Below are 24,855 nucleotides of genomic sequence, written 5' to 3' on the forward strand. Positions count from 1 at the left end.
CTGGGCTGGCGGCATAAAAAAAAGGCTCAAAAAAATTGAGCCTTCTCTAAACTATCGGGTAATCTTCTCTGATCTATTGTGCTTTCTTCTCCAGCCACATCACATTCTCTACGTGATGAGTATGCGGGAACATGTCAACGGGTTGAACTGCTTTCACCTCGTATAATTCCGATAACATCGCTACGTCGCGGGCCTGGGTGGCAGGGTTACAGCTTACATAGACAATCCGCTGGGGGGCGGCGGCAATGATTGCTTCAACCACATCTGCATCCATACCGGCCCGTGGAGGATCAGTGATGATGACGTCGGGTTTGCCATGTTCAAAGAAAAACTCAGCCCGAAGCAGTTTTTTCATGTCTCCGGCGAAGAAACTGGTATTCGAAATACCATTGATTTCTGAGTTAACCTTAGCATCTTCTACGGCTGAGGGAACGTATTCAATGCCAACTACATGAGCAGCCTGACGAGCTACGAAGTTGGCAATCGTGCCCGTTCCGGTGTATAAATCGTACACTAGCTCATCGCCTTTCAGTTGAGCATAGTCACGGGTAATCTTGTATAGCGTATAAGCCTGATCGGAATTGGTCTGATAGAAAGATTTCGGACCCACCCGGTAAATCAGGCCTTCCATTTGTTCTTCGATGTAAGGCGTTCCTGATACGTGAATCACGTCCTGATCCTGAAACGTATCGTTTACCTTTTCGTTTACTACCACATGAAGCGAAGAAATCATCGGAAACGTTTCCTGTAGGTAACGGGTCAGTTCGTTAATCGCTTCCCACTGAGGTTCGCCAAACTGAACAATCACCATAACCTGACCCGTACTGGCTGTACGAATAACGACGTTCCGAATAAAGCCCTGGTGCTTAATAAGATCATAGAACGTCCAATCCCGATCTTCAGCGTAAGCTTTAATCGCCAGTCGAATGGCGTTAGAAGGCTCTGGTTGTAAATGACATTTTTCAATGTCGAGGATACGGTCGAAACGCTTGGGAATGTGAAAACCAGCGGCCCGCCGTTCCAGCGTATCGCCCGAAGCTATTTCGGCGTCGGTATACCAGCGGTTTGACGAAAAAGTAAATTCCAGTTTATTACGGTAACCATACTCCTGAGCAGAGCCAATAATGGGAAGAATGCCCGGATGAGGAACTTTAGCCAGCCGATCCAGCGAATCCCGTACCTGACGGGTTTTAAAATCAAGCTGAGTTTCGTATTGAATGTGCTGCCATTTACAGCCTCCACAAGTGCCAAAATGCTGACAACGAGGCTCCTGTCTTACGTTCGAAAACTCATGTACAGCAATGGCCCGGCCTTCTCTAAAGCTATTTTTGGTTTTGAAAATGCGGACATCTACCAGATCACCGGGGGCGACTTCACCCTCAATAAAAATCACCTGACCATCATTCCGGGCCAGACACTTACCTTCTGCGGCAAAATCTTCAACCCGTAAATTTTCCAGAATTACGGGTGTTTTCTGTTTGTTCTTTCTCATTGACTTTACAAAATTAGATAATTTCTACAGGTCAATCGCTATTTAATGCGTACTCGTCGGGGATTCTTTGTTAAATCGTTCATAAAGAGTAATTTCAGAGCGGAACCGAATCTTCTATGGCAAAACTTTACCTGACTTTATTACTACTTTTCAGTACCCTTGCCGCCTGGGCGACGCACATCGTTGGTGGAGAGCTTCAGGTCGAATCATTGCGAGCCAGTTTATACGGGGGGACGCACCGCATTTACCTGAATCTTTACTTTGATGACATTAATGGGAATCGCGGAGCGGATGATCCCAGTGTCACGATCTCCATTTTTCGAAAAAAGGACAACGCCCGGATGTCGGACCTGGTCATGCCGAGGTTAACGGATGAAATTATTCCGTACAGCAACCCGCTGTGTAGCACTTCAGCCGCCTCTTTGCGAACCCGTTTGATTCGATACGGGTCAGAAGTGATTTTTCGTCAGGAAGTGTTCAATGACCCCGATGGGTATTACCTGGTTTGGGAAAGATGTTGCCGCAATAACATTATTAATAATATCGTCAGCCCGAGTAGTGCCGGAACCGCATTTTATCTGGAAATGCCTGCTCTTTACCAGAATAACCGGGTTTTTGTAAATTCTTCTCCTCGTTTCGAAACCGTTAAGGGGGATTTTATTTGCATTAACAAACCTTTCACTTTCGATTTTAGTGCTACCGATGCCGACGGTGATAGCTTATCCTATTCGCTGGTAACACCCCTGAACGGGTATAGCACCGCGGCTCAGCCTGCACCTTTGGCCAGAGGCAGTTCGGCCTATCCGGCTGTAAGTTGGGGGGCGGGGTACTCGGCAACGAATGCCATTCCCGGCAATCCTCCTTTAGCCATTGATCGTCGAACGGGTCGGCTTTCGGTAACGGCTACGCAACTGGGGTTGTATGTGTTTTCAGTGATGGTGGAAGAGTTTCGGGCTGGCAAACGAATTGGTCTGGTGCGACGGGATTTTCAGCTCAAAGTCATTGACTGCCCGATGAGTGCCCCGCCACGGGTGATGGCTCGAGAAGCAGGAAAACGTAACTTTTACCGAGCCGGAGAAACCATCGAAATGGCCGTGGGTCAGGAGCGTTGCCTTGACTTATTTTTTACGGATCAGGACGCGAATTCTCGTCTGAATCTGAAAGTCAATCCTTTGTATCCAACGCCACTGGATTTTAAGCTCGACCATTCTCAGGTAACGATTACCCATGCAGGGGACACGGCCAAAGCACGGATTTGTCTGGCAGAGTGTGCCGAAAGTTTTGAAGGTCGGCCGCTGCGGTTTCAGGTGATTGCCAGTGATGAAAGTTGTCCATTACCGCAGCATGATACTTTAACCATCAGCGTTTTTGTCCGACCAAGACCGAATCTGCCACCTCAAATTTCTACGACACTGGCTAACAATCGGGCGACGATTGCGATGGGTACGCCCTTACAATTCAATATTGATGGTCTTGATCTGGATCCCGATAGCATTCGTCTTGAAGCCCGAGGCAGAGGTTTTACTCTGGCCAGTGTAGGAATGACTTTTACTCCTTCCAGCGGCTTGGGAAAAGCCCGATCTCCTTTTCAGTGGACTCCCGTTTGTAGTGCCGTTCGAAATGAACCCTATGTCGTGGACTTTTATGTCATTGACCTCCGTTGTGGTCGGAATCGCCGGGATTCGGTCAGTGTGGAACTGAAAGCCACGGGCAGACCCAGTCAAAGGCCACGGGTTGAAACCACACTTGCCGGTAATACCGCTACTGTCCTGCTGGAAGGAACCACCGGGCAACCCGTTCGTTTTATGGTTAATGCCGAGGATCCTGATAATGATCCGATTACACTGACGGGGAACGGGCGGGGCTTTACGCTGGCTTCTGCCGGCATGAGCTGGCAAAATCGATCGGGTACGGGTAAGGCCAGCGGTCCTTTTGAGTGGATACCTACGTGTGCGTTAATGGAAGGGTTACCCGAAAAAACGTTTGTGATTGACTTTGTAACGGAAGATAACTCCTGTAACCCCAATCGATTCGATACCGTAAAAGTGGAGTTAACCATTCGCGACCGTATGGTGGACTATACGTTTACTCCGCCAAACGTGTTTACGCCGAACGATGACGGAAAAAATGATTACTTCTCCATTGACGATTTACCGTTGGATAACTGCCTTGAACAATTTGAATTCGTGGAAATTTATAACCGCTGGGGAAAGCAGATCTTTCGGGATACCAAACCAACCTTTCGGTGGACCGGAGAAAATACCTCAACGGGACAGTTTTATTACCTGATTAAGTACAGCAAACGGCAATTCAAAGGGGTTGTGAACCTCCTTCGATGACTCGATGGAAAAAATCACGTACTTTGAGTGCTTTAATGAATAACCATTACAATGAAAGATAAGGTAGTATTAATCACGGGCGGTTCGTCGGGGATTGGCAAGGCGTTGGCTCTTGAATTTGGCCGGCAGGGTAGTAAAGTCGTGATTACGGGACGGGACGAGAAGAAACTGGCTGAGGTTAATCAGGAATTAAGTCGGGCAGGTATTGATTATCTAAGTCTGGTGGCGGATGTGAGTATTGCCGAAGATAATGACCGCATGATTCAAGAAATTATCAGTAAATACGGTCGACTGGATGTACTTATTAATAACGCGGGAATTTCCATGCGGGCCATGTTTGAAGACATGGACCCGGAAGTAATTCGGAAGGTAATGGATATTAACTTCTTCGGAAGTGTATACGCGACCAAAGCCTCACTTCCATACATCAAAGCAGCCAAAGGCAGCATTGTCGGAATTTCCTCTATTGCAGGTTACCGGGGTTTACCCGTTCGTTGTGGCTATTCGGCGTCTAAATTTGCTTTAAATGGCTTTTTAGAAGCCTTACGCACGGAACTTTTACATACGGGCGTGCATGTACTGACGGCTTCGCCTGGGTTTACGGCGTCCAATATTCGGGTAGCTTCACTCGGCAAGGATGGAAAAAGCATGGGCGAAACCATGCGAGATGAGGAAAAAATGATGTCAGCGGAAGAGGTAGCCGTCCATATTTACAAAGCCGTTGTGAATCGTAAACGCGAATTGATTCTGACCTCTCAGGGAAAGCTCACCGTCTTTCTTAATAAGCTATTCCCCAAGTTTATGGACAAAATGGTGTATAATACACTGGCCAAAGAAGATAACTCGCCCTTACGAAATCGATCTTAGAGAATTACCGGACAATCCACACATCCGCAGATTTCACGTAAACGAGCTGATTCTCCCACAAGACCTGATACCAGATATCAGACTTTCCTACGACTTTTAATCGGTGGCCTTCTTTTACCATCTCAGTAGGAGGGGCCGCCGCCGAAGGATCTGAACGAAGAATAGAATTCTGTTTTCGGATGATAACCTGTCGGTAACGTCCGGGAAGATTGACGAGTAGGGTAATGGCTAACCAGTACAGAAAAAACAGAGCTTTATACCGAAAAGCAATGTACTGATGCTTGATCCGTTTAATCAGCAGGATAATAAAAACGTATAAGCCCACGCTAAGCAAAAGGCCGATGAGATAGCCGGAATACTGTTTGAATAACAAAACCAGTAGATTAAAATCGTCGAGTTCGTATCCTTTCCAGCCCTGATCGCGGGCAATTTCATTCATTTTTCTCAGTACCCTTTCATCAGGAATCTGTTCGTAATACAAATTCAGGTAATACTGAACGTGCAACCAGTCTTTTTTTTGCTCGTAGAGGTACGCAAGTTTGAGAAAAATAGCGGGAGAAATGCGGTTGGAAACTTTCAGGACATCCTCGTAAGCGAGGGTAGCTTTCGAAAAATTGTGAATTTTAAACAAAGAATCGGCCTGCTGAATCTTGGCCGTGACGTTCTGAGCAACAGCGTTTCCGAGGCTCAAAACGAAAAAAAGATAAAGAAATTGTAAAATTTTAACTCTTAACACTTGCGTTCGGCTTCTGATAACACTACTTTTGCACTCGCAAAAACGGAAAGGCTTTCTGTCAAGCAAAGATAATGATTCTGTAGCTCAGCTGGTAGAGCAATACACTTTTAATGTATGGGTCCTGGGTTCGAATCCCAGCGGAATCACAAGTAAAGAAAAGTACGAATCAGAGTTTTTTAAGTTCCCATCAGACTTGCCTTAACTCACTATTTCAACTTAGATTTACCGCATCATCAGCAAATTAGTACGATTCTGTAGCTCAGCTGGTAGAGCAATACACTTTTAATGTATGGGTCCTGGGTTCGAATCCCAGCGGAATCACAAAATAAGTTTAGCGATCCTGTCGCTTCAGTACACCAGAAATTACGAGTATCGATTCTGTAGCTCAGCTGGTAGAGCAATACACTTTTAATGTATGGGTCCTGGGTTCGAATCCCAGCGGAATCACAAATAAGTTTAGCGATCCTGTCGCTTCAGTACACCAGAAATTTACGAGTATCGATTCTGTAGCTCAGCTGGTAGAGCAATACACTTTTAATGTATGGGTCCTGGGTTCGAATCCCAGCGGAATCACTTCAAGAAACATCCTAAACCAGGATGTTTTTTTTATGGCTTCAGGTTAAATCAGTGATACTCTTGCCTGTATAACGAGATTTCAATAACCTCGGTAAAACCGGAGCCAAGCATCTTTCCTAATACAAAGTCCCTCAAATCATTAAAGAATACCTGAAATTTCGTGCAAATAGGTAATTATTTGTGCGAAGTATAGTTTTTCATACGAAACTCTAAACCTGAAATTTATCAATGATTACTAGTAGTGAACGTTCGGCAAAGCCGCATTATCCTATATTGGATGGATTACGCGGCGTGGCAGCCCTTATCGTCGTTACCTTTCACCTGACGGAGCCCTTAGGGACCGGGCATTTGGATATCCTTGTGAACCACGGCTACTTAGCCGTTGATTTTTTCTTTCTGTTGTCAGGCTTTGTTATGGGTTACGCGTACGATGACCGATGGCATACCATGACCGTCGGTTCGTTTTTTAAGCGTCGCCTCATACGGCTTCAACCCATGGTCATATTGGGAATGACGCTTGGAGCTATCGGATTCTACTATACAGATTCAACGATCTGGCCATTGATTCACACCGTTCCTTGGTGGAAAATGTTGCTGGTCCTGCTCATGGGGTACACGATTCTACCCGTTCCGTTATCCCTTGACATACGGGGCTGGCAGGAAATGCATCCGCTCAACAGTGTAGGCTGGTCCCTGTTCTTTGAATACATTGCCAACATCCTCTACGCGGTCGGCATACGGAAATTCTCGACTGTTACCCTCAGTATACTGGTAGGTATCGCAGCCCTGGCCCTGGCTCATTGGGCTATTACTAGTCCCAGCGGAGACGTCAGCGGTGGCTGGACCCTGAATGCGGAGCAGGTACGGATAGGAATTACCCGGACGATGTATCCGTTTTTTGCCGGATTACTGTTGTCACGCATCACCAGGCCCACTCGCGTAAAACGTGCCTTTTTATGGTGCAGCCTCTTGGTAGCTCTTGTATTATACATGCCACGCATAGGCGGTGCTGAGCATCTGTGGCTAAATGGCATGTATGAATCAGTCTGTATAATCTTCATTTTTCCCCTCATCGTTTATTTGGGAGCCAGCGGCGTGGTGCATACGAAGATGGAGTATCGACTGTGTAAATTCCTGGGAGATATATCCTATCCGCTTTATCTGGTTCATTACCCACTCGTTTATTTTTACGTAGCCTGGATCAGTAATCATAAAGGCGTAACGCTCGCCCAAGCCTGGCCTTATGCTTTATTAATCCTGATCGGTAGTGTTGCCTTGGCCTACGTAAGCTTGAAATGGTATGATGAGCCGGTTCGTGCATGGTTAAGAAAAAAACTGGGGTGAGAGAACGTATAGTAAAATTAGAAGAGGCACGCGAAAGCGTGCCTCTTTGTTGGGTTCCCTTACCGTTCATCCTTCTCCTGTATTACTCTTTCGCATTCATTTGTTATTTGCCGGAAAAATATCTAGTAAATCCTGCAACGATTCTCTAAAATTTGAGAACTACCGTAAGTCGTTTTACGTTTTATCAATTAGATATCTTTCCCGCAACATATGGCAGCTTCGTTAACCAAGATTAAAGATTCGTATATCGACTATCTCTTAGAACACGGTCAACAACCACCGACCGTTTTTGCTTTTGCCAAGAAACTCAAAATCAAGGAAGCGGATTTTTACGAGTATTATAATTCCTTCGAACAAATTGAAAGCAGTATCTGGCTGGGCTTTTTCGAAGATACATTGGCTCGCCTCCGTAATGATGAGGTATATGAAACGTATTCCGTTCGGGAGAAGTTACTGGCCTTTTATTATACCTGGATCGAAACGCTCACGAACAATCGGAGTTTCGTCATTCGTAGTGTGCAGGAAGCCCGCAAGCACCGTTCGCTTCGCACGCCTTCGACATTGGCAGAATTCAAGTATCAGTTTGAAAAGTTCGTCAAAGATCTGATGGCTGAGGGGCGGGAGAGTCGTGAAGTACAGTCTCGTCGCATCATTGAAAATAAATACCCGGATGCGTTCTGGCTCCAGACGCTCTGGTTACTGGATTTTTGGAGCAAGGACACGTCCAAAGGTTTCGAGAAAACGGATACGGCTATTGAAAAAGCCGTTAACATGGCCTTCGATCTGCTGGGAGCTTCCGCTCTGGACTCGGCACTGGATCTGGCCAAGTTCGTGTATCAAAATCGCTAAGTATTCTCTATTAGTATGAAATCACAGCAATCCATCCCCACATCTAAAGTAGCCCGGGCCACGCAGTTTGTTAAAACGGGCGTTAAAATTGGCGGGAACTATTTAAAGCATAATGTTAAGAAACTGGTGAATCCTGATCTAAGTCGGGATGAACTGCACGAAGATAACGCCGTTGACATCTACGAATCCCTGAGTCAGTTGAAGGGCTCTGCCTTAAAGGTAGCTCAAATGCTGTCCATGGATCGGAATCTACTACCGAAGCAGTATTCCCAGCGTTTCCAGTTATCGCAATATTCGGCACCTCCTTTGTCGGCTCCGCTGGTGACGAAGACCTTTCAGAAGCTTTTCGGAAAGTCACCTAAGCAACTATACGATACCTTTGAAATGGAAGCTACCGCGGCGGCCTCGATTGGTCAGGTACATAAAGCCACGAAAGATGGCAAAAATCTGGCCGTAAAAGTGCAGTATCCCGGGGTGGCGGATAGCATCAGTTCAGATTTAAAAATGGTAAAACCAATGGCGAAAACGCTTTTTGGTTTGAACGAGAAAGACGTAGATCGCTACACGGCTGAAGTAGAACTTCGCTTGCTGGAAGAAACGGATTACGAGCTGGAATTACGCCGGGGAAAGGAAATTACTCAAGCCTGTGCTCACATTGAAGGATTGATTTTCCCGCAATATTATCCAGAGCTTTCGGCTCGACGGATTCTGACGATGGATTGGCTGGAAGGAAAACACCTGAGTGAATTTCTGGAGACCAACCCCAGTCAGGCAGTGCGGAACCGCATCGGACAGACGCTTTGGGATTTTTATGATTACCAGATTCACACCCTCAAACAGGTTCATGCCGATCCGCACCCCGGTAACTTCCTGCTTCGTCCCGACGGCACTACGGGAGTGATTGACTTTGGTTGTATCAAGGACATTCCGCAGTATTATTACGAAAATTACTTCGCCCTGATTAACCCCGATACCGTGGCAGATCAGAAAAAGACGGAGACGATTTTCTATAACCTAGAATTCTTATATCCGGGTGATTCCGACCATGAGAAAGAATTGTTCTCAGGACTTTTCGTTCAGATGATTCATCTGCTGGGTCGTCCGTTTAAAGAAGAAACATTTGATTTTGGGGATGATGCCTACTTCGAAGAGGTATACGCCTTTGCCGATAAGCTGCAACGCATTGAGGAAATCCGTAATTCCAAGGTAGCTCGGGGTAGTCAGCATGGATTATATGTGAACCGAACCTACTTCGGGTTGTATTCCATTCTGAATGAATTAAAAGCCCAGGTTAAGACAAACCGACCGGATTGGTTACGTCCTCAAGCTAAAGCCTAATCATAAAAAAAGACCTTTCCAGAGAAAGGTCTTTTTTTATGGGGATTACTTGGCAAAAGCCATCGGAATCTGAACTTTTACATCATCCCACATTAACTGGAGCGTCGCTCCTTCGCTGGTTTCTTCAAACTTGAAGGTGAGGGCTTCGTAAATCTGATTATTCTTAATCGCGGGAACATCTACGCGAACGTAATCATGTTCGGGTTTGTAATTAAAAGCTCCCCATTGCCCCAGGTCGGTGTTCAGGATAATGGTCCATGAATTCTGATTAGGAATGCTGAATAAAGTATAAGTGCCTGAACGAACGGGAACACCCGCAATTTTAAGGTCTTTCGTAAAGGTCAGTTCGGTCGCTTCGTTGGCTCCTGTCCGCCACAGTTTACCATAAGGTTCAAGCTTCCCAAAAATCTCCCGACCTTTTCGCATGGGTTGGCCATAGGTTAGTTTCAGGTAACAATTTTCGGTTTTATACTGAGCCATAGCCACGGGGCTGGGGCGTAATTGGGGCTGTACTAATTCAACGGTAGGTGTTGACTGGGTGGAGTCGGCCTGAGCCTGAACTTTACCCGCAAACAGACTAAGCAGAACGAGCAAATGAAATAATTTCATAGTTTAAGTAAGCGTACGTCGTTTTAATGTCGGAACTTTCGGCAAAAGTTAACGAACAAAAACAACGAAATAAGATACCTTTCGAGAGATTATCTCCCATTTCCGCTTATTTGATCTGATTGTCAGCGTAATTCATGAAACCCCATTTCGACGATATTTTTATGGAACTGGCCATTAACCTGGCCAAACGATCCCACTGCATCAAAGCTCAGGTTGGTGCCGTATTAACGAAAGACACCCGTATTATTTCCATTGGTTATAACGGCCCCCCCGCCGGAACTCACAATTGCGACGAAGAATTTCCCGAAGTAGGCTGTCCCAGGGATTCCAAAGGAAGTTGTTCGCTGGCTCTGCACGCCGAACAGAATGCCATTCTTTACGCGGCCAAACTGGGAGCTAGTATTGAGGGAGCCACGATTTACGTAACCCTTTCGCCCTGCATCGCCTGTGCCCGTATTATTTATTCCATGGGCATTACCCGCGTGGTTTTTAAGGACTCTTATGCGAAGTATAAAGGCATTGGCGTTGACGAAGGCGTCGAGTTTCTGCGAAAGTTTGGGGTTACCGTAGAAGAATATGTACCAACGATGGCCTGATTAATAAAAAACAGCAACGAATTGATTCGTTGCTGTTTTTTATAATGGGAAGCTTAAGTAGAGCTCATCTTAGTGATGAACGCCGCCTTCACCGTGTACGTGACCGTGGCTTAATTCCGTAGGAGTAGCTTCACGAACGTCAAGGATTTTACCTTTGAAATGTAATTGCATTTCAGCCAGCGGGTGATTGAAATCCATCCAAACGGCATCGTTCGTAATTTCTACGATACGGCCATTCATTTGTTGACCTTCTTCGTTGGTCATGGGTAACACGTTACCAACCTGAAGTAAGTCCTGGTCGATTTCGCCGTTAACGCTAAATACATCAAGTGGTAAATCAACCACCGCTTCGGGATCACGCTGACCGTAGCCTTCGTCGGGAGAGATGGAGAAGTCAAAAGTGTCACCTGGTTTCAAACCTTCCAGGCTGGTTTCAAATCGTTCGGGATATCCACTCAGACCATGGATGTAACCCATTGGTTCTTCTTCGCCAATGGCTTCTACCAATTCAAAGTCTGCTTCATCCGGGCCTTTGATTGATAAGTCGTACGTTAAAAGAACTACTTTGTTTTTTGTAATTTCCATGAGCTTTGTTTTTTGCAAACGTACCAATCATACGCCGGCTTGAGAAATAAGACAGTTGAAAAGATTAAAAGGTCGAATGGATTTAAACTGAACCTTGTTGGTTAAATAACCATTCCAATATAAAGTGGATCGGACTAAATTTCTATTTACCCATGAATTTTCTGGCACATACTGTACTTTCGGGGCGTAATCAAGACGTGCAGGTCGGTAATTTGCTGGGTGAATTCGTGAAGGGCCGCCTGGAAAATTATCATCCCGAAGGCATTTCTCAGGATATGCTGGTAGGGGTAAGGCTTCATCGAATCATCGATGATTTTACGGACCATCATCCGGTTACTCGCCGCAGCAAAGACCGTCTCGTGGAGGAATACGGGTTATTATCAGGCATTTTGGTGGATATGTTCTATGATTATGTATTAGCCCGGGAATGGAAGACATACGGGACCGGACCTCTGACCGCCTACGCTCAGGACTTCTACCAGGCCGTTTTACGACACCAGGCCGTATTACCCGAGGTCATGCAAAGCACCGTTCGTTCGCTGACCAGCCGGGACTGGTTTACCGGGTATGCCACTTTGGCGGGGATTGAATGGTCCCTGAAAGGAATTGGTGTACGCTTTCCGCCAGCGGCGGGTATCGAACGCAGCATCGGACAACTGGCCGATGAATACGAATTTTTTAAAACCGATTTTGAAGAGTTCTGGCCCGATCTACAGCAGCGGTGCCAGCAGTTCTTACAGGAATCGAATCATTTATAATTGAGTAATCCTATGCCCCAGACGTTTGACGCGATTTGGAAAGACGTAAAGAAAAATCAGTTTGCACCCATTTATCTTCTGGCCGGAGACGAACCCTTCTACATTGATCAGCTTGCTAGTTACCTGGAAGAAAATGCCCTTTCTCCTTCAGCCCGCGATTTCAATCAGTTTGTTCTGTATGGAAAAGATACGAGCATTGCGACTTTATTAGGTCATGCCAAACGTTACCCCATGCTTTCCGACCGACAGCTAGTGATAGTCAAGGAAGCTCAGGACATGCAGGGGCTTGATTCCAAAGATACCGTACGTTTTCTGGAAGATTACATTGTTAATCCGCTGGATTCTACCATCCTGGTGCTATGCTTCAAAAGTACCGTGGACGAACGCAAGGCCTGGGTAAAGGCAGCCGATAAGAAAGGTGTCTACTTCTCTTCTAAAAAGCTGTATGACAACAAGATACCGGATTGGATTGCCGCGTATTGTCACGACAAAGGAGTGAAGATTAGCCCGAAGGCGTTACAAATGTTAACGGAGTTTATCGGTAATGATCTTAAACGAATTGCCAATGAACTGGAGAAGATTATCCTGAACTTGAAAGCGGACGAATCCATCCAGGCCGAGACCGTAGAACGCTTTGTAGGCGTGAGCCGGGAGTATAATAATTTTGAATTACAGAAAGCCCTTATTCAGCGAAATACCGAACGAGCCAATCGCATTGCGTATCACTTCGCAAAGAACCCGAAGGATAACCCCATTCAGCCCACCTTAATCATCCTTTATAATTTTTTTAGCAAGCTGTTATTCGTACATTCCATTGCTGACAAAAGCGAACGGAATCTGGCTTCTGAGCTGGGAGTTAACCCCTTTTTTGTGAAAGATTACCTGGCGGGTGTACGCAACTACAGCCTGGACAAAACAGCTCAGGTGATTAAATATCTGAGACAGGCGGATGCCTATGCCAAAGGGGTAGACGGAGGTACAATTACCGATGAAATTATCCTTAAAGAATTAATTTTCAAGATTTTGCATTAGGGATTCTAAATTTCTGCTTAAAACTACATAAAAGTAACATTCTCCCAGTTGGGGAGGCATTTGTGACAGGCAGTCAATATGGCAGAATACGTTTCTTATTTTTTGTCCTGATTTGTGAATCAGTCATTTTCAGCTATTTAGGTGAATAGATGGACAAAAATGGAACCATATGGATTCAAAAATCCGTGCCGAACGAAGTTGAGGATTATTGAGTAGCGGAGGGAACAAAACTGGTTCATTCCGATACGGAAAGGAGTCGTTTAGCAAATACTTAGCAAGCCCAGCAGTAGCAGAAAAGCACGAATAGAAAGGGTATAAATGCAAAAACGCAGGCCGAAAGCCTGCGTTTTGTTTTGTAGCGGGGACGAGAATCGAACTCGTGACCTCCGGGTTATGAATCCGACGCTCTAACCATCTGAGCTACCCCGCCGTTATTTTGTGGTGCAAAAGTATGTGATTTTTCAGCGAAAAGCTATACCTTGTGAAAAAAAAATCGAGAATTCTTTCAATGACCCGTTTGAGTAATTGAATATTTTATTGATTTTGAGTAATTTAACTGGAGGCGTCATTGACGAAAAAAATTATGACTAAGTACAAATTTGTTACCGAATACGAACTCCGGGCTTCTCCCAAGATGCTCTTTTCTTATATCAGCACTGCTTCTGGCCTTCAGCAATGGTTTGCTAATAAAGTAAACGTGGGCTCCAATCAGTCTATGATTTTTGAGTGGGACGGCGAAAACCACCCTGCCAAGATTACTTCGATACGCCAGAATAAAAGTATCAAGTATGATTTCTTACCTGAGCCCGGTGAAACCGAAGGCAACTATATGGAATTTCGTCTCGAACAAAGTGACCTTACCAATTCTACATTCCTGAAAATTACGGATTACTCGGATAACAACGATGAGGAAGACCTCCAGGCTCTTTGGGATGGATTAATTGATAGTTTGCGGGAAGTAGTAGGGGGATAAATGTTAGGAGTTGTTAAATCTGGCTACTGCAAGAGATGATTCCTTCATTTCTTGGTTATACTTGAGCCCGATTGACAGAATCTGCCATGAGAAAATTAGATAAATTAGTGTTAAAGGCTTTTTGGGGGCCTTTCATTGTAACTTTTGCCGTTACTGAATTTATTTTTTTAACCCGTTTCATCCTTCTTTATTTCGACGAAATCGCTGGTCGCGACGTAGGCTTAGATGTCTATGGGCGTCTGTTTTTCTTTTTCAGCTTAATGGTCGTTCCGGTTTCCATGCCGCTGGCGGTGCTCTTGTCTTCGCTGATGTGTTTTGGTAACCTGGGCGAATTCTCAGAGTTAACGGCTGTAAAAAGTGCGGGCATTTCTCTGGGCCGGGTTATTCGGCCCGTGGCGGTGGTTATGGTGTTTATTACCGGATTCATACTCTGGTTTAATAACACGGTTCAACCCTGGGCAAATTTGAAGGGCTATAGTCTGCTTTGGGACATTAAGACAACGAAAGCAACGCTAAGTTTCAAAGAAGGTGTTTTTAATAATGACCTTCCCGGCTATAGTATTAAAGTTTCCAAAAACTACGAAAATGGTTCGCTGAAAAATGTATTGATCTATGATCATGCGGAGAGTAATGGCAACCGACACGTGACGATAGCTGATTCTGCCCGAACGTACACGATTCTGGATGGAGGGTATCTGGTATTTGAGTTATTTAATGCCACCGACTATGTAGAAGATGTGGATAAGTCTTCCGGCGACGGAAATACCACTGACTTTGCCAAAAACGCTTTCAAGCATACCAAGAAATACATCAATATGCGTTCGTTTCAAATGACGAAAACGGACGAGGACCAATTTAAAAACCACGCGATCATGAAGTCCATAAGTCAGCTTTCGATGGACGGGGATTCGCTGAAAAATAATTACGAGCTGGCGATTAAAGGACTGGTCTCCATGGCAAGGCAGTATTATTCTTACCACCTGCAACCGCTTAGTGAAACAGCCCAAAAAATGCCTAACCGCTGGGTTGACTCCCTGATTACAGCAAGAGAAAAGTTACCGCTGGTCAAAAGCACGGATATTACAGCGAGTGCGTTAAGCTCGGCCAAGTCCCGGTTGACTTCCATTGAAACGGATGATTTGCTGATGTATGACCGCCGTAAGAATATTTATAAAAATGAGCTGGAGTGGAATCACAAATTCACAACCGCGATATCCTGTCTGGTTATGTTTTTGATTGGGGCTCCGCTGGGTTCCATTATCAAAAAGGGTGGATTCGGTTTACCCGTTCTGGTGGCCATAGTCTTTTTCATTCTGATGTATGTATTAACAATTCAGGGTGATAAATACGCCAAGGAAGGAACCATGTGGGTGCCTTTAGCCGCCTGGATGTCCAATCTGGTGCTGTTTGGTTTTGGTATTTACTTCCTGATGAAGGCCTTGAATGATTCCCGGTTGTTTGAAGCTGACGTATATAGCATTGCTTTCAACCGTTTGAAAGAAAAAGTGATGAACTGGAAGTCGCAGACCACATTATTTAAGAAAAAAAGCAGAGCAGTATAGTGTTTTTTCGTTTAAATCGTTGTATTTTTGCGATTCACAATTAATATTAGCTGCATCACATGTATCTGACTGCCGACAAGAAAAAAGAAATTTTTGAATCGCAGGGGCATGCCAAGTCAGCAACCGACACAGGTTCGGCTGAATCGCAAATTGCTCTGTTTACGTACCGGATTAGCTCTTTAACGAGCCACTTGAAAGTACACAAAAAAGATTACGCTACTCAAGCAGGTCTTTTGAAATTAGTAGGTAAACGCCGTCGTCTACTCGACTATCTGCACAAAAAAGATATCAATCGTTACCGTGCAATTATTGCAGAATTAGGTCTCCGTAAATAATCGGATGATTGTCAAGTCAGGGAATTCCTTTTGTGGATTCCCTGACTTGTTTTGCGTTTGTCCTGAAATTTATTTTCGACAAACAGATTACTTCCCGTGCTTTTTTTACTCTAATAGAATAAAGACTGCACAGGAGTAAAAATATAGTAAACCAGAAACGCATTTTCTGGTTAACCTCTTGAAAGCGGTTCCTCCTCTAGGATGAGCTACACAGCGGTCCCTCGCTTAGTGGAGAGCGGTCTCAAAAGCGGTCTAAACGAAAAAATATGAACGTTGTAACTAAAAAAATTACCCTTCCCGATGGTCGTTTTATTACCATTGAGACAGGGAAACTGGCTAAACAAGCCGACGGCTCAGTCGTAGTTCGCATGGGCGATACGATGTTACTGGCCACGGCAGTAGCCGCTGCAGATGCACGTCCGGGCACCGATTTCTTACCTTTATCGGTTGACTATCAGGAAAAATTTGCATCTGCTGGTAAAATCCCAGGAAGTTTTCAGCGTCGGGAAGGTCGCCTTTCTGATTACGAAATCCTGGTAAGCCGTCTGGTAGACCGAGCTTTACGTCCCACCTTTCCCGGAGATTTTCACGCAGATGTTCAGGTGAATATCATGATGATCTCCGCAGATCCTGAAGTATTGCCTGATGCCCTGGCCGGTTTAGCCGCATCAGCTGCTTTAATGGTATCTGACATTCCTTTCAATGGTCCCATTTCAGAAGTACGGGTAGCAAAAATTGACGGATTGTATTTGATCAATCCGCCTACCTCTATGCTGGATCGTGCTGAACTGGATCTGATTGTTGCTGGAAATAGCAATGATATTTTGATGGTAGAAGGAGAGTGCAACGAAGTATCGGAAGAAGATATGTTAACGGCACTCAAAACAGCTCATGAAGCGATCAAAGCTCAGTGTGCGATTCAGAAAGAATTAGAAGCAGAAGTAGGGAAAACAGTGAAACGTACGTACAGTCACGAAACGCACGATCCCGAACTGAAGAAGTCATTATATAATGCTTATTACGATAAGGTTTATGCCGTTGCCGCTCAAGGTAATGCGAACAAAACCATTCGTAAAGAAGGATTCAAGGCGGTTCGTCAGGAATATCTGGATAGCTTACCCGAAGATCACACCATTGACCTTTCGCTGGTAGGAACGTATTTCCACGATATTGAGAAAGATGCCGCCCGTAATCTGGTATTAAACGAGCGTCGCCGTTTGGATGGTCGTCAGTTAGACGAGATTCGTCCGATCTGGTGTGAAGTGGATTACCTGCCCCGTGCCCATGGTTCGGCTGTGTTCACCCGCGGAGAAACGCAGTCCATTACGACGGCAACGCTGGGAACCAAGATGGACGAACAGATTGTGGACCAGGCTTTATTTTCCGGTTACAATAAATTCATGTTGCACTATAACTTCCCTGGATTTTCTACCGGAGAAGTGAAGCCAAACCGTGGACCTGGACGCCGTGAAGTAGGACATGGTAACCTGGCCATGCGTGCCATTAAGAAAGTAATGCCGGCAGATGCTGAAAATCCATATACGATTCGTGTCGTTTCGGATATTCTGGAATCTAATGGTTCTTCTTCTATGGCAACGGTTTGTGCCGGTACACTGGCACTAATGGATGCAGGCGTAAAAATTAAAGCACCAGTTTCAGGAATTGCGATGGGATTAATCTCTGATCCTGAGACGGGTAAGTACGCCGTGTTATCCGACATCCTGGGTGATGAAGATCACTTAGGTGATATGGACTTTAAGGTAACGGGTACCGAAAAAGGAATCACGGCCTGCCAGATGGATATGAAAATTGATGGCTTAGCGTATGAAGTGGTGGCAGAAGCATTACTTCAGGCAAAAGCGGGTCGTCTGCATATCCTGAACGAAATGAAAAAAGCTATTGCCGAAGTTCGTCCGGATCTTAAACCTCATGCTCCACGTGCCTTCATCATTGAGATTCCTCAGGAATTCATTGGTGCAGTGATTGGACCTGGTGGTAAAGTTGTCCAGGAAATTCAGAAAACTACGGGAGCTACCATCGCCATCGAAGAAAAAGACAGTAAAGGTTTCGTTAGCATTTTTGCTACCAATAAAGAAGCCATGGATGCTGCGGTTGGTCGCGTGAAAGGAATCGTAACTGTTCCTGAAGTAGGTGAAGTGTATACGGGTAAAGTAAAAACGGTTACTGATTTTGGAGCTTTCGTAGAATTTTTACCAGGACGTGATGGCCTGTTACATATTTCTGAAATCTCATGGGATCGTTTGCCCGCCATGAAAGGTGTTCTGGAAGTAGGTGAAGAAGTTCAGGTGAAACTGATTGAAGTAGATCAGAAAACCGGAAAGTTCCGTTTATCTCGTCGGGTGTTGTTACCCAAACCCGAAGGTTATCAGGAACGTCCCGAAAGACCCGAACGTAGCGACCGCCCCGAACGCAGTGACCGGGGAAATTCTGAGAATCGTCGCCCCCGCAATTAATTTTTGTAGGACAAGCTTCCATTCCTGAATTTTTTTTCTACGATTTCATGTTACATAATCATCAGCAACCCATAGCAAATTCTGATGCCAGATGAGACAGCTAAAAATTTCTAAGCAGATCACTAACCGGGAAAGCCAATCTCTTGATAAATACCTTCAGGAAATTGGTAAAGTGGATTTGCTCACCCCGGACGAGGAGGTAGAACTGGCTCGAAGAATTCGTGAAGGTGACCAATTAGCGTTAGAGCGACTGACTAAAGCAAACTTACGTTTCGTAGTGTCAGTAGCTAAACAATATCAGAACCAGGGTCTTTCTCTGGGTGACTTAATCAACGAAGGTAACTTAGGTTTGATCAAAGCCGCTCAGCGTTTCGACGAGACTCGCGGTTTTAAATTCATCTCATACGCTGTATGGTGGATTCGTCAGTCTATTCTTCAGGCTTTGGCCGAACAGTCTCGTATTGTTCGTCTGCCCCTGAACCGGGTAGGTTCCCTGAACAAAATTTCTAAAACGTTCTCTGAACTGGAGCAACGTTTTGAGCGGGAACCTTCTCCCGAAGAGTTAGCCGAAGTACTGGAAATTTCCGCCGGCGAAGTAGTAGACACCCTGAAAATCTCAGGTCGTCACGTTTCAATGGATGCTCCTTTCGTACAGGGAGAAGAAAACTCCTTACTTGACGTTCTTGAAAATGACGGTGAAGACAAACCTGATTCAGGATTAGTGAATGAGTCTCTTCGTAAAGAGGTACAACGGGCCTTGTCTACGTTAACTCAACGCGAAGCAGATGTCATCACCCTTTATTTCGGTCTGGATGGTAACCATGCCATGACACTGGAAGAGATTGGTGAGAAATTTAACCTGACTCGTGAACGTGTTCGCCAGATTAAAGAAAAAGCCATTCGCCGTTTACGCCATACTTCACGGAGTAAAGCGTTAAAAACGTATTTAGGATAATTTTTCAAGTCCAGAAAAATAAAAAAAGCCTCCACTTCGGGGGCTTTTTTTATAGGATTTATTTTTAAGTACTTCGGACCTCCGTCCGCTTACGATATAATCTATTATGATTTTGCAACCGCTATTGGATCTGGCAGAATTATGCGTACGTCGCGGCATAACCCAGGCAGTCATTTCGCCCGGCTCTCGGTCTGCTGCTTTGACGTTAGCTTTTGCCCGACATCCTTCTATTGAAACAAAAGTGATTCCCGACGAACGAGCGGCGGCCTATATAGCCCTGGGTATGGCACAACAATTGAATAAACCCGTTGTACTTATCTGTACTTCTGGAACCGCAGCTCTGAATTTTGCTCCGGCTGTCGCCGAAGCCTACTTTCTGGGAGTGCCCTTGCTAGTACTCACTGCCGACCGCCCCCCCGAATGGATTTATCAGCAGGATGGACAAATGATTCATCAGGATTCGGTGTATGGAAAACACGTCAAGGAGTCTATTTCATTACCAGCAGATTATACCCATTCGGATAGTTTGTGGTTTATCGAACGAAGTGTAAATCAGGCCATTCACACGGCGGAAGAAGATCCGAAGGGACCGGTTCATTTGAATGTGCCCATCCGCGAACCCTTCTATCCGAAAGCGGATGAATCGTACACCTATGGTTCACCTAAGGTGATTCTGCGTTCAAGGGGTAAAACTCAGTTACCAGTAGAAACCTGGGAAGAGTTACTTCAAAAAATTGAATCCACTGATCGGGTTTTGATTTTAGCGGGTCAGCAGGTGATTTCCCGCGAGTTACTGGAAACACTTCGCCAAATCAAAGAGGAGTTAGGCATACCCGTAGTAGGGGAGGTGCTCTCCAATCTTCACGGAAATTTCATTACCCATCCCGATTTTTTTCTGGCTTCTACCCATACGGATTTACTGGAAGAGCTACAGCCGGACCTGGTCATTTCTTTTGGAGATGCATTCGTTTCCAAAAATCTGAAATTATACCTCCGAAAACATAAACCGAAAGATCATTACCACATTACTTCCCGACGGGAACTGATTGATCCCTTCCAGACTTTAACACATCAGCTTGCAGTTGATAAAGAGCTATTTTTTAAAGAGTTACTGGAAACGCTGGACTTACGGGCATTCCGAAATGGTGACGATGAAATCGAAACGGAATACCTGGCTCACTGGGAAAAGGCCGAACAAAAATCACTTCAGGCTATTCGTTCAAATTTTCGGTTGACGGAAGCTTTCGTAGAATTCAAAGCTATCGATGAAGTGATGGCGGTAATGCCAGCTCATTCCCAGTTACATCTGGCCAATAGCATGTCGGTTCGATACGCCAATTTTATTGGGCATGAGAGAAACATTACCGTTTTTTCAAACCGTGGAACCAGTGGCATTGATGGATGTTTAAGTACGGCTGTCGGTGCTGCGTTGACAACCGATCAGTTGGTTTTTGTACTGATTGGAGACGTAGCCTTTTTCTATGATCGAAATGCTTTATGGCATCCCCATATACCGGCTAACCTTCGGATTGTCTTAATCAATAATTCAGGCGGTAGCATTTTTCGAATGATTGAAGGACCTCGTCAGCAACCTGAACTGGAGACCTTCTTTGAAACGCGTCATCAGACCTCGGCCCGAAACACCGCTCAGGACGCTGGACTGCATTACGAGCACGTGACTAGCTACGAAGAACTCGAAAAAGCTCTTCCTTCATTCGTTTTAGAGGATGAAAATGCTAAACTCCTGGAAATCAGTAGTAATGCTGAGATGAATCAAAATTACTTTGATCATTTTAAGACCCTTATGAAAGCACTTTAGGTCTCTTGTAAGTCCTTTGAAATGAGTAGTTTATGGTGAGTATTACGTCAGTATTTTGATCAATAATGCCTTCTGAGAATTGGATAGAGGAACAAAGCTCGATATAGTGCCCGTTCCGTTCAATTCTCAGAGAGTATTATCGGCAGGTTTTAGCCGCTTCCAATGCTTTTTTCTCATGCAAAGCAGCCCCTTTTTGCCAGGATTTACACTTTTCAGCCGACTGACCCAGTAACTCGTACGTTTTTCCGAAGTAATAATTGATTTCATCTACCGAAGGGTCCAGCTTTTCGGCTTTTTGTAATTCTTGCAGGGCTTTTGCAGCATCTGATTTCTTCAGGTAATAGATACCCAGGTTACGGTAAGCCCAGGCATTATTTTCCTCAAGCCGGAGGGAGCGATCTAGTTCAGCCTTGGCCTCTTCCAGTCGATTAAGTTCCAGCAAAGCAAAAGCCCGGTTGTTAACGGAGTAGGCGAGAAGTTTGCCTTCCGTAATTTTTACGGCCAGATCGGCCCATTTCAAACCTTCCTGCGGATTTCCGAGCATGGTACTAACCATAGCTAGGTTATTAACCGAACTAGGCTCATTGGGTTTATACTGCAATACTTTTTTGAAATCTTCCTGAGCCTTGGCGTATTCTTTCCGAAGTACATAGATCCACCCCCGGAAGGCGTAGGTAGTGTAATCGGATGGGCGTAATTGAGCGGCTTTATCAAAAGATGAAAAAGCTAAATCTTCCTGACCCGTCATGTATTGGGCATTACCTAATAAAGCCCAGGCCGAAGACGAATCGGGTATCAGTTTTACGGCTTCTTCCAGGTCTTTTCGAGCAGGGGCATATTGGCCTTCCAGCGAAAAAAGATTACCCCGATTTTGATACGTGCTTCCAAGTTTAGGATTGATTTTCAGGGAGTTATTTAAATCACTCAGGGCTTTTTCCGTATCACCCTGTTGCAAGTAGGAGAGGCCCCGGTTGGTCAATGCTTCTGAAAAATCTTCTTTTTTCTTGATGGCTTCTGTATAAAAACGAATGGCTTGCGGGTAATCCTGTTTCAGTAACTGGTCGTTGCCGCGAAGGAAAAATTGGTATGCTTCCTGTTCACGCTGGTTTCCACAACTGACAGAAAAAACTAGGAAAAGTAGGGATAGTAATCGCATATTCGTACTGGAAATGGCTCGTTGCCATGTATTCACATTATTCGCATTCATTATGAAAGTCATTGGAGAAGTACCGCATCCTTCCTGTAAAATCACCCTGTATGCCTGGAACAATCGCTACATTGTTAAAGTTGAAGCCGGTTATTTTGAGCAGACGTATAAAATTAATGAGTATGATATTACAAGTGAGGATGATTTAAAAGAAATGTTGAATGGTCCTTTTTTGGACAAAGTGATGCGTCGTTTCGAAGAAATGGCCAAAGATTGGGGCGAAGCCGTGGACGAATTAGATGATTAAAAAACGTAGACAAATACCGTAATGCCTTGAAAATCAAATTTAGTATTTGCTAACTAAATAATACTAAAGGTATTTTGGCCTTAGTCAGGTTTTTTAATCAGCATAGATCCAGCAGGTTTTATGATCCTTTTGGCGAATAATCGATTACGCCCAAACCCAGGTTTCAAATAGATTTTGCTGTTCCTTACTCGGGTTAGCATCCCTGACAATGACGTATTTTTTCAAGGGAGAAGTGCTTAGTTTGACATCAAACGTTCGAATCAAACCACTTCTCCTTACTTCGAAAAGTAATTCATCATTGGGCTTCTGAGTTAGAATAAACCGATTCAAATCAGTGAGTGGTTGGCCGTTTACACTGACCAGTTCATCGCCTGCATTCAGACCAGCCCGATAGGCCGGAGAGTCTTTGATGATGGATGATACCACATTTTTGCCGGGAGCTACGTTTGCTCCGAGAAAAGCTGTTGTGAAGGGCTGAATCTCGTTCGCAAGAGAACAACCTACGTACGCCAGGTATTTATTAAAATTCAAAGCTTTCGTTCCCCAGATGTAATCGCTGAAAAAGGAGTCAAAACTTACTCCGGCGATGTGCTCGATGGCAGACTGAATTTTTCTTCTTCACTGAAGCCTCGGTTTTGTTCCAGGTAATACGTCGTATACAAGTAACGCATCACATCGTCAAGGGAGCGGCTCCCCTGGGTGGCGTGAAGAATTTCAAGGTTCAACAACGTGGCCACAGCTGCCCCCTTCACGTAGTAAGAACTCTGGCTATTGATCGCATTCTCGTTAGGACGGTAGTACTTGATCCAGGCATCCCAACTGGCATCCGTCAGTGACTGGATTCGGGTGCCAGGTGTGTTAGCCACGTAACTGAAATCGCTCGCCACATCAGCCAGGTATTTTTCGACACTACTCAGTTTCGCTCGACGCAGGATGTGATTATCGTACATGCTGGTGAAGCCTTCCGCAACCCACAGTAGGTGCGTATAATTTTCATTCTCGTAATCGAAAGGTCCCAGCTCAATGGGACGGATTCGTTTCACATTCCACAGGTGAAAATACTCGTGAGCTACAAGCCCCAGAAAGTTTGCGTATGAAACGTCCTGGCTATACGTATTCCGGTTAGCCTGCAAAGTCGTGCAATGCAAGTGCTCAAGTCCGCCCAGTCCACCGTTGGTGTGTTGAACGATAAACAAATAGTGTGAACAGGGATGTTGCCCAACGACAGTTAAGGCCGCCTCACAAATGCGTTTGTAATCGCTTAAGAGTTGCTCTTCATCTACGGGAGCGTGAGAGCCAACCATGGCAATCTGATGGGGAATTCCACAGGCTTCAAAATGCAGAGTACGGTGCGTACCAATCTGGAAAGGCGAATCAACCAGCAAATCGAAATGATTTGCCCGATAGGTATGAGGATCCCATTCGACGGCGGGGAGGGCCGTCGATACTGATTTCCAGTCAGAAAAGGGCTTTATGGTAACGTAATGCGGTAAATGAACGAAGGGTTCGGCGTATAAAAAGGTAGCCGCCCCGGTTAGGTAGGCTTGTTGATCGTCGAGAAAATTAGTGCGAACGGTTAACTCGTTGGCGTATAACTGGTAATGAACTTTTAAGTGTTTGGTACAAGAACTGAGCGGTATCCGCCAGACATTTTTTCTAATCTTTCGGGCCACCGTTGGCTGGTGATCCGTCCATGCTTCTAAGCGGTCAACGTTTTTGGAATACTCACGAATCAGATAGGAACCGGGTGTCCAGACGGGCATTTTTAAATCAATATAACCCTGGTGCTGGAGGTCCGGCTGGTTTACATCTGAAATTTGCATTTCGACCTCAACACAGTGTGTAGCTGGCTCAGGCATCGAAATGGTGTACTGTATATGGGTTTGACTCATGGAATCAGGCACAAAAACGAAACCGCAAAGGAAGAACACGATAAAAACGAAAACAACGAGTCGTTGAATCATATCGGTTTTGTATTTCTTTGCGTTTAAACCGTGAAAATAGTCTATGGAAATGAAGACACCGCCCTTTATTTGTCTTTTTTTGTAGCATTTTGTAATAAACCCTCACAAAACCCTCTGGTTTGTGGTTATTGCAGGGGTTGTTCTATGCCGTTGGCCTCTTTTTTCATAGATTTTTATAAGTATTAAGTTCTGAATGAT

At 45.0% G+C, this 24,855-nt stretch carries 22 protein-coding genes and 5 tRNA genes; 19 read left to right on the plus strand and 8 right to left on the minus strand.

The window, feature by feature from the left end; genetic code table 11:
* Positions 1-73 precede the first annotated feature (73 nt).
* Positions 74-1,492, minus strand: coding sequence for a 23S rRNA (uracil(1939)-C(5))-methyltransferase RlmD (rlmD, locus tag QE357_RS11070; protein WP_106634771.1), 1,419 nt, complete (start codon positions 1,490-1,492; stop codon positions 74-76).
* Between the two features lie 116 nt (positions 1,493-1,608).
* Here rlmD and QE357_RS11075 point away from each other — a divergent pair, with 116 nt between their 5' ends.
* Positions 1,609-3,831 (plus strand): gliding motility-associated C-terminal domain-containing protein, encoded by a 2,223-nt coding sequence (locus QE357_RS11075; RefSeq protein WP_309707427.1) that lies wholly within the window; start codon positions 1,609-1,611, stop codon positions 3,829-3,831.
* Between the two features lie 51 nt (positions 3,832-3,882).
* A complete protein-coding gene (locus QE357_RS11080; protein ID WP_309707429.1) occupies positions 3,883-4,698 on the plus strand; it encodes an SDR family oxidoreductase in 816 nt (271 codons plus the stop codon).
* Positions 4,699-4,702: 4 nt separating this feature from the next.
* Here QE357_RS11080 and QE357_RS11085 read toward each other — a convergent pair whose 3' ends face one another.
* Positions 4,703-5,389, minus strand: coding sequence for an SH3 domain-containing protein (locus QE357_RS11085; RefSeq protein WP_106634768.1), 687 nt, complete (start codon positions 5,387-5,389; stop codon positions 4,703-4,705).
* Between the two features lie 118 nt (positions 5,390-5,507).
* On the opposite strand from QE357_RS11085, the gene QE357_RS11090 reads away from it, so the two are divergent.
* From QE357_RS11090 to QE357_RS11120, 7 genes are all read left to right on the plus strand, one after another.
* Positions 5,508-5,580, plus strand: a tRNA-Lys gene (locus QE357_RS11090).
* 102 nt (positions 5,581-5,682) lie between these two features.
* A tRNA-Lys gene (locus tag QE357_RS11095) sits at positions 5,683-5,755 on the plus strand.
* A 53-nt stretch (positions 5,756-5,808) separates the two neighbouring features.
* Positions 5,809-5,881 (plus strand) — tRNA-Lys (locus QE357_RS11100).
* Between the two features lie 53 nt (positions 5,882-5,934).
* Positions 5,935-6,007, plus strand: a tRNA-Lys gene (locus QE357_RS11105).
* A 231-nt stretch (positions 6,008-6,238) separates the two neighbouring features.
* Positions 6,239-7,354: an acyltransferase gene (locus QE357_RS11110; RefSeq protein ID WP_309707431.1), complete on the plus strand. Its 1,116-nt coding sequence runs from the start codon at positions 6,239-6,241 to the stop codon at positions 7,352-7,354.
* A gap of 210 nt (positions 7,355-7,564) precedes the next feature.
* Complete coding sequence (locus QE357_RS11115; RefSeq protein ID WP_106634766.1) at positions 7,565-8,203, plus strand: TetR/AcrR family transcriptional regulator; 639 nt, start codon at positions 7,565-7,567, stop codon at positions 8,201-8,203.
* Between the two features lie 15 nt (positions 8,204-8,218).
* On the plus strand, positions 8,219-9,541 hold the full coding sequence (locus QE357_RS11120) for an AarF/ABC1/UbiB kinase family protein (protein WP_309707434.1): 1,323 nt from the start codon (positions 8,219-8,221) through the stop codon (positions 9,539-9,541).
* A gap of 45 nt (positions 9,542-9,586) precedes the next feature.
* On the opposite strand, the gene QE357_RS11125 is transcribed toward QE357_RS11120, so the two are convergent.
* Positions 9,587-10,150, minus strand: coding sequence for a DUF2911 domain-containing protein (locus tag QE357_RS11125; RefSeq protein WP_309707436.1), 564 nt, complete (start codon positions 10,148-10,150; stop codon positions 9,587-9,589).
* A 134-nt stretch (positions 10,151-10,284) separates the two neighbouring features.
* On the opposite strand from QE357_RS11125, the gene QE357_RS11130 reads away from it, so the two are divergent.
* Complete coding sequence (locus tag QE357_RS11130; protein ID WP_106634763.1) at positions 10,285-10,746, plus strand: dCMP deaminase family protein; 462 nt, start codon at positions 10,285-10,287, stop codon at positions 10,744-10,746.
* 69 nt (positions 10,747-10,815) lie between these two features.
* On the opposite strand, the gene QE357_RS11135 is transcribed toward QE357_RS11130, so the two are convergent.
* Entirely contained in the window at positions 10,816-11,331 is a 516-nt protein-coding gene (locus tag QE357_RS11135) for a peptidylprolyl isomerase (protein WP_106634762.1), read from the minus strand.
* A gap of 152 nt (positions 11,332-11,483) precedes the next feature.
* Between QE357_RS11135 and QE357_RS11140 the strand changes: the two genes are divergently transcribed.
* The gene (locus tag QE357_RS11140; protein ID WP_307143097.1) at positions 11,484-12,089 is read left to right on the plus strand and encodes an ACP phosphodiesterase; all 606 of its coding nucleotides are present in this window, start codon (positions 11,484-11,486) and stop codon (positions 12,087-12,089) included.
* Positions 12,090-12,101: 12 nt separating this feature from the next.
* Positions 12,102-13,121, plus strand: a complete 1,020-nt coding sequence (gene holA / locus QE357_RS11145) for a DNA polymerase III subunit delta (protein ID WP_309707439.1) — start codon at positions 12,102-12,104, stop codon at positions 13,119-13,121.
* A gap of 356 nt (positions 13,122-13,477) precedes the next feature.
* Here the strand turns inward: holA and QE357_RS11150 are convergent.
* Positions 13,478-13,551: transfer RNA gene (locus QE357_RS11150), tRNA-Met, on the minus strand.
* A 153-nt stretch (positions 13,552-13,704) separates the two neighbouring features.
* Here QE357_RS11150 and QE357_RS11155 point away from each other — a divergent pair.
* The 6 genes from QE357_RS11155 to menD all read left to right on the plus strand — a co-directional run bounded on the left by QE357_RS11155 (position 13,705) and on the right by menD (position 21,239).
* Positions 13,705-14,094, plus strand: coding sequence for an START-like domain-containing protein (locus QE357_RS11155; RefSeq protein WP_106634760.1), 390 nt, complete (start codon positions 13,705-13,707; stop codon positions 14,092-14,094).
* Between the two features lie 86 nt (positions 14,095-14,180).
* Positions 14,181-15,656 (plus strand): LptF/LptG family permease, encoded by a 1,476-nt coding sequence (locus tag QE357_RS11160; protein WP_309707442.1) that lies wholly within the window; start codon positions 14,181-14,183, stop codon positions 15,654-15,656.
* A 59-nt stretch (positions 15,657-15,715) separates the two neighbouring features.
* Complete coding sequence (rpsO, locus tag QE357_RS11165; protein ID WP_106634758.1) at positions 15,716-15,991, plus strand: 30S ribosomal protein S15; 276 nt, start codon at positions 15,716-15,718, stop codon at positions 15,989-15,991.
* A gap of 266 nt (positions 15,992-16,257) precedes the next feature.
* The gene (pnp, locus tag QE357_RS11170) at positions 16,258-18,465 is read left to right on the plus strand and encodes a polyribonucleotide nucleotidyltransferase (RefSeq protein WP_309707444.1); all 2,208 of its coding nucleotides are present in this window, start codon (positions 16,258-16,260) and stop codon (positions 18,463-18,465) included.
* A 91-nt stretch (positions 18,466-18,556) separates the two neighbouring features.
* Positions 18,557-19,420 (plus strand): RNA polymerase sigma factor RpoD/SigA, encoded by an 864-nt coding sequence (locus QE357_RS11175; RefSeq protein WP_094810398.1) that lies wholly within the window; start codon positions 18,557-18,559, stop codon positions 19,418-19,420.
* A 106-nt stretch (positions 19,421-19,526) separates the two neighbouring features.
* The gene (gene menD, locus QE357_RS11180; RefSeq protein WP_309707448.1) at positions 19,527-21,239 is read left to right on the plus strand and encodes a 2-succinyl-5-enolpyruvyl-6-hydroxy-3-cyclohexene-1-carboxylic-acid synthase; all 1,713 of its coding nucleotides are present in this window, start codon (positions 19,527-19,529) and stop codon (positions 21,237-21,239) included.
* A 136-nt stretch (positions 21,240-21,375) separates the two neighbouring features.
* Here the strand turns inward: menD and QE357_RS11185 are convergent, their stop codons facing one another.
* Positions 21,376-22,446 (minus strand): tetratricopeptide repeat protein, encoded by a 1,071-nt coding sequence (locus QE357_RS11185; RefSeq protein ID WP_309707451.1) that lies wholly within the window; start codon positions 22,444-22,446, stop codon positions 21,376-21,378.
* A 1-nt stretch (position 22,447) separates the two neighbouring features.
* On the opposite strand from QE357_RS11185, the gene QE357_RS11190 reads away from it, so the two are divergent.
* A complete protein-coding gene (locus QE357_RS11190; RefSeq protein ID WP_106634755.1) occupies positions 22,448-22,693 on the plus strand; it encodes a hypothetical protein in 246 nt (81 codons plus the stop codon).
* Between the two features lie 144 nt (positions 22,694-22,837).
* Here the strand turns inward: QE357_RS11190 and QE357_RS11195 are convergent, their stop codons facing one another.
* Complete coding sequence (locus tag QE357_RS11195) at positions 22,838-23,224, minus strand: PDZ domain-containing protein (RefSeq protein WP_309707453.1); 387 nt, start codon at positions 23,222-23,224, stop codon at positions 22,838-22,840.
* 44 nt (positions 23,225-23,268) lie between these two features.
* Complete coding sequence (locus QE357_RS11200; protein ID WP_309707455.1) at positions 23,269-24,657, minus strand: peptidase M61; 1,389 nt, start codon at positions 24,655-24,657, stop codon at positions 23,269-23,271.
* Positions 24,658-24,855: the final 198 nt, after the last annotated feature.

The organism is Siphonobacter sp. SORGH_AS_0500, from assembly GCF_031453245.1.
Classification (GTDB): domain Bacteria; phylum Bacteroidota; class Bacteroidia; order Cytophagales; family Spirosomataceae; genus Siphonobacter.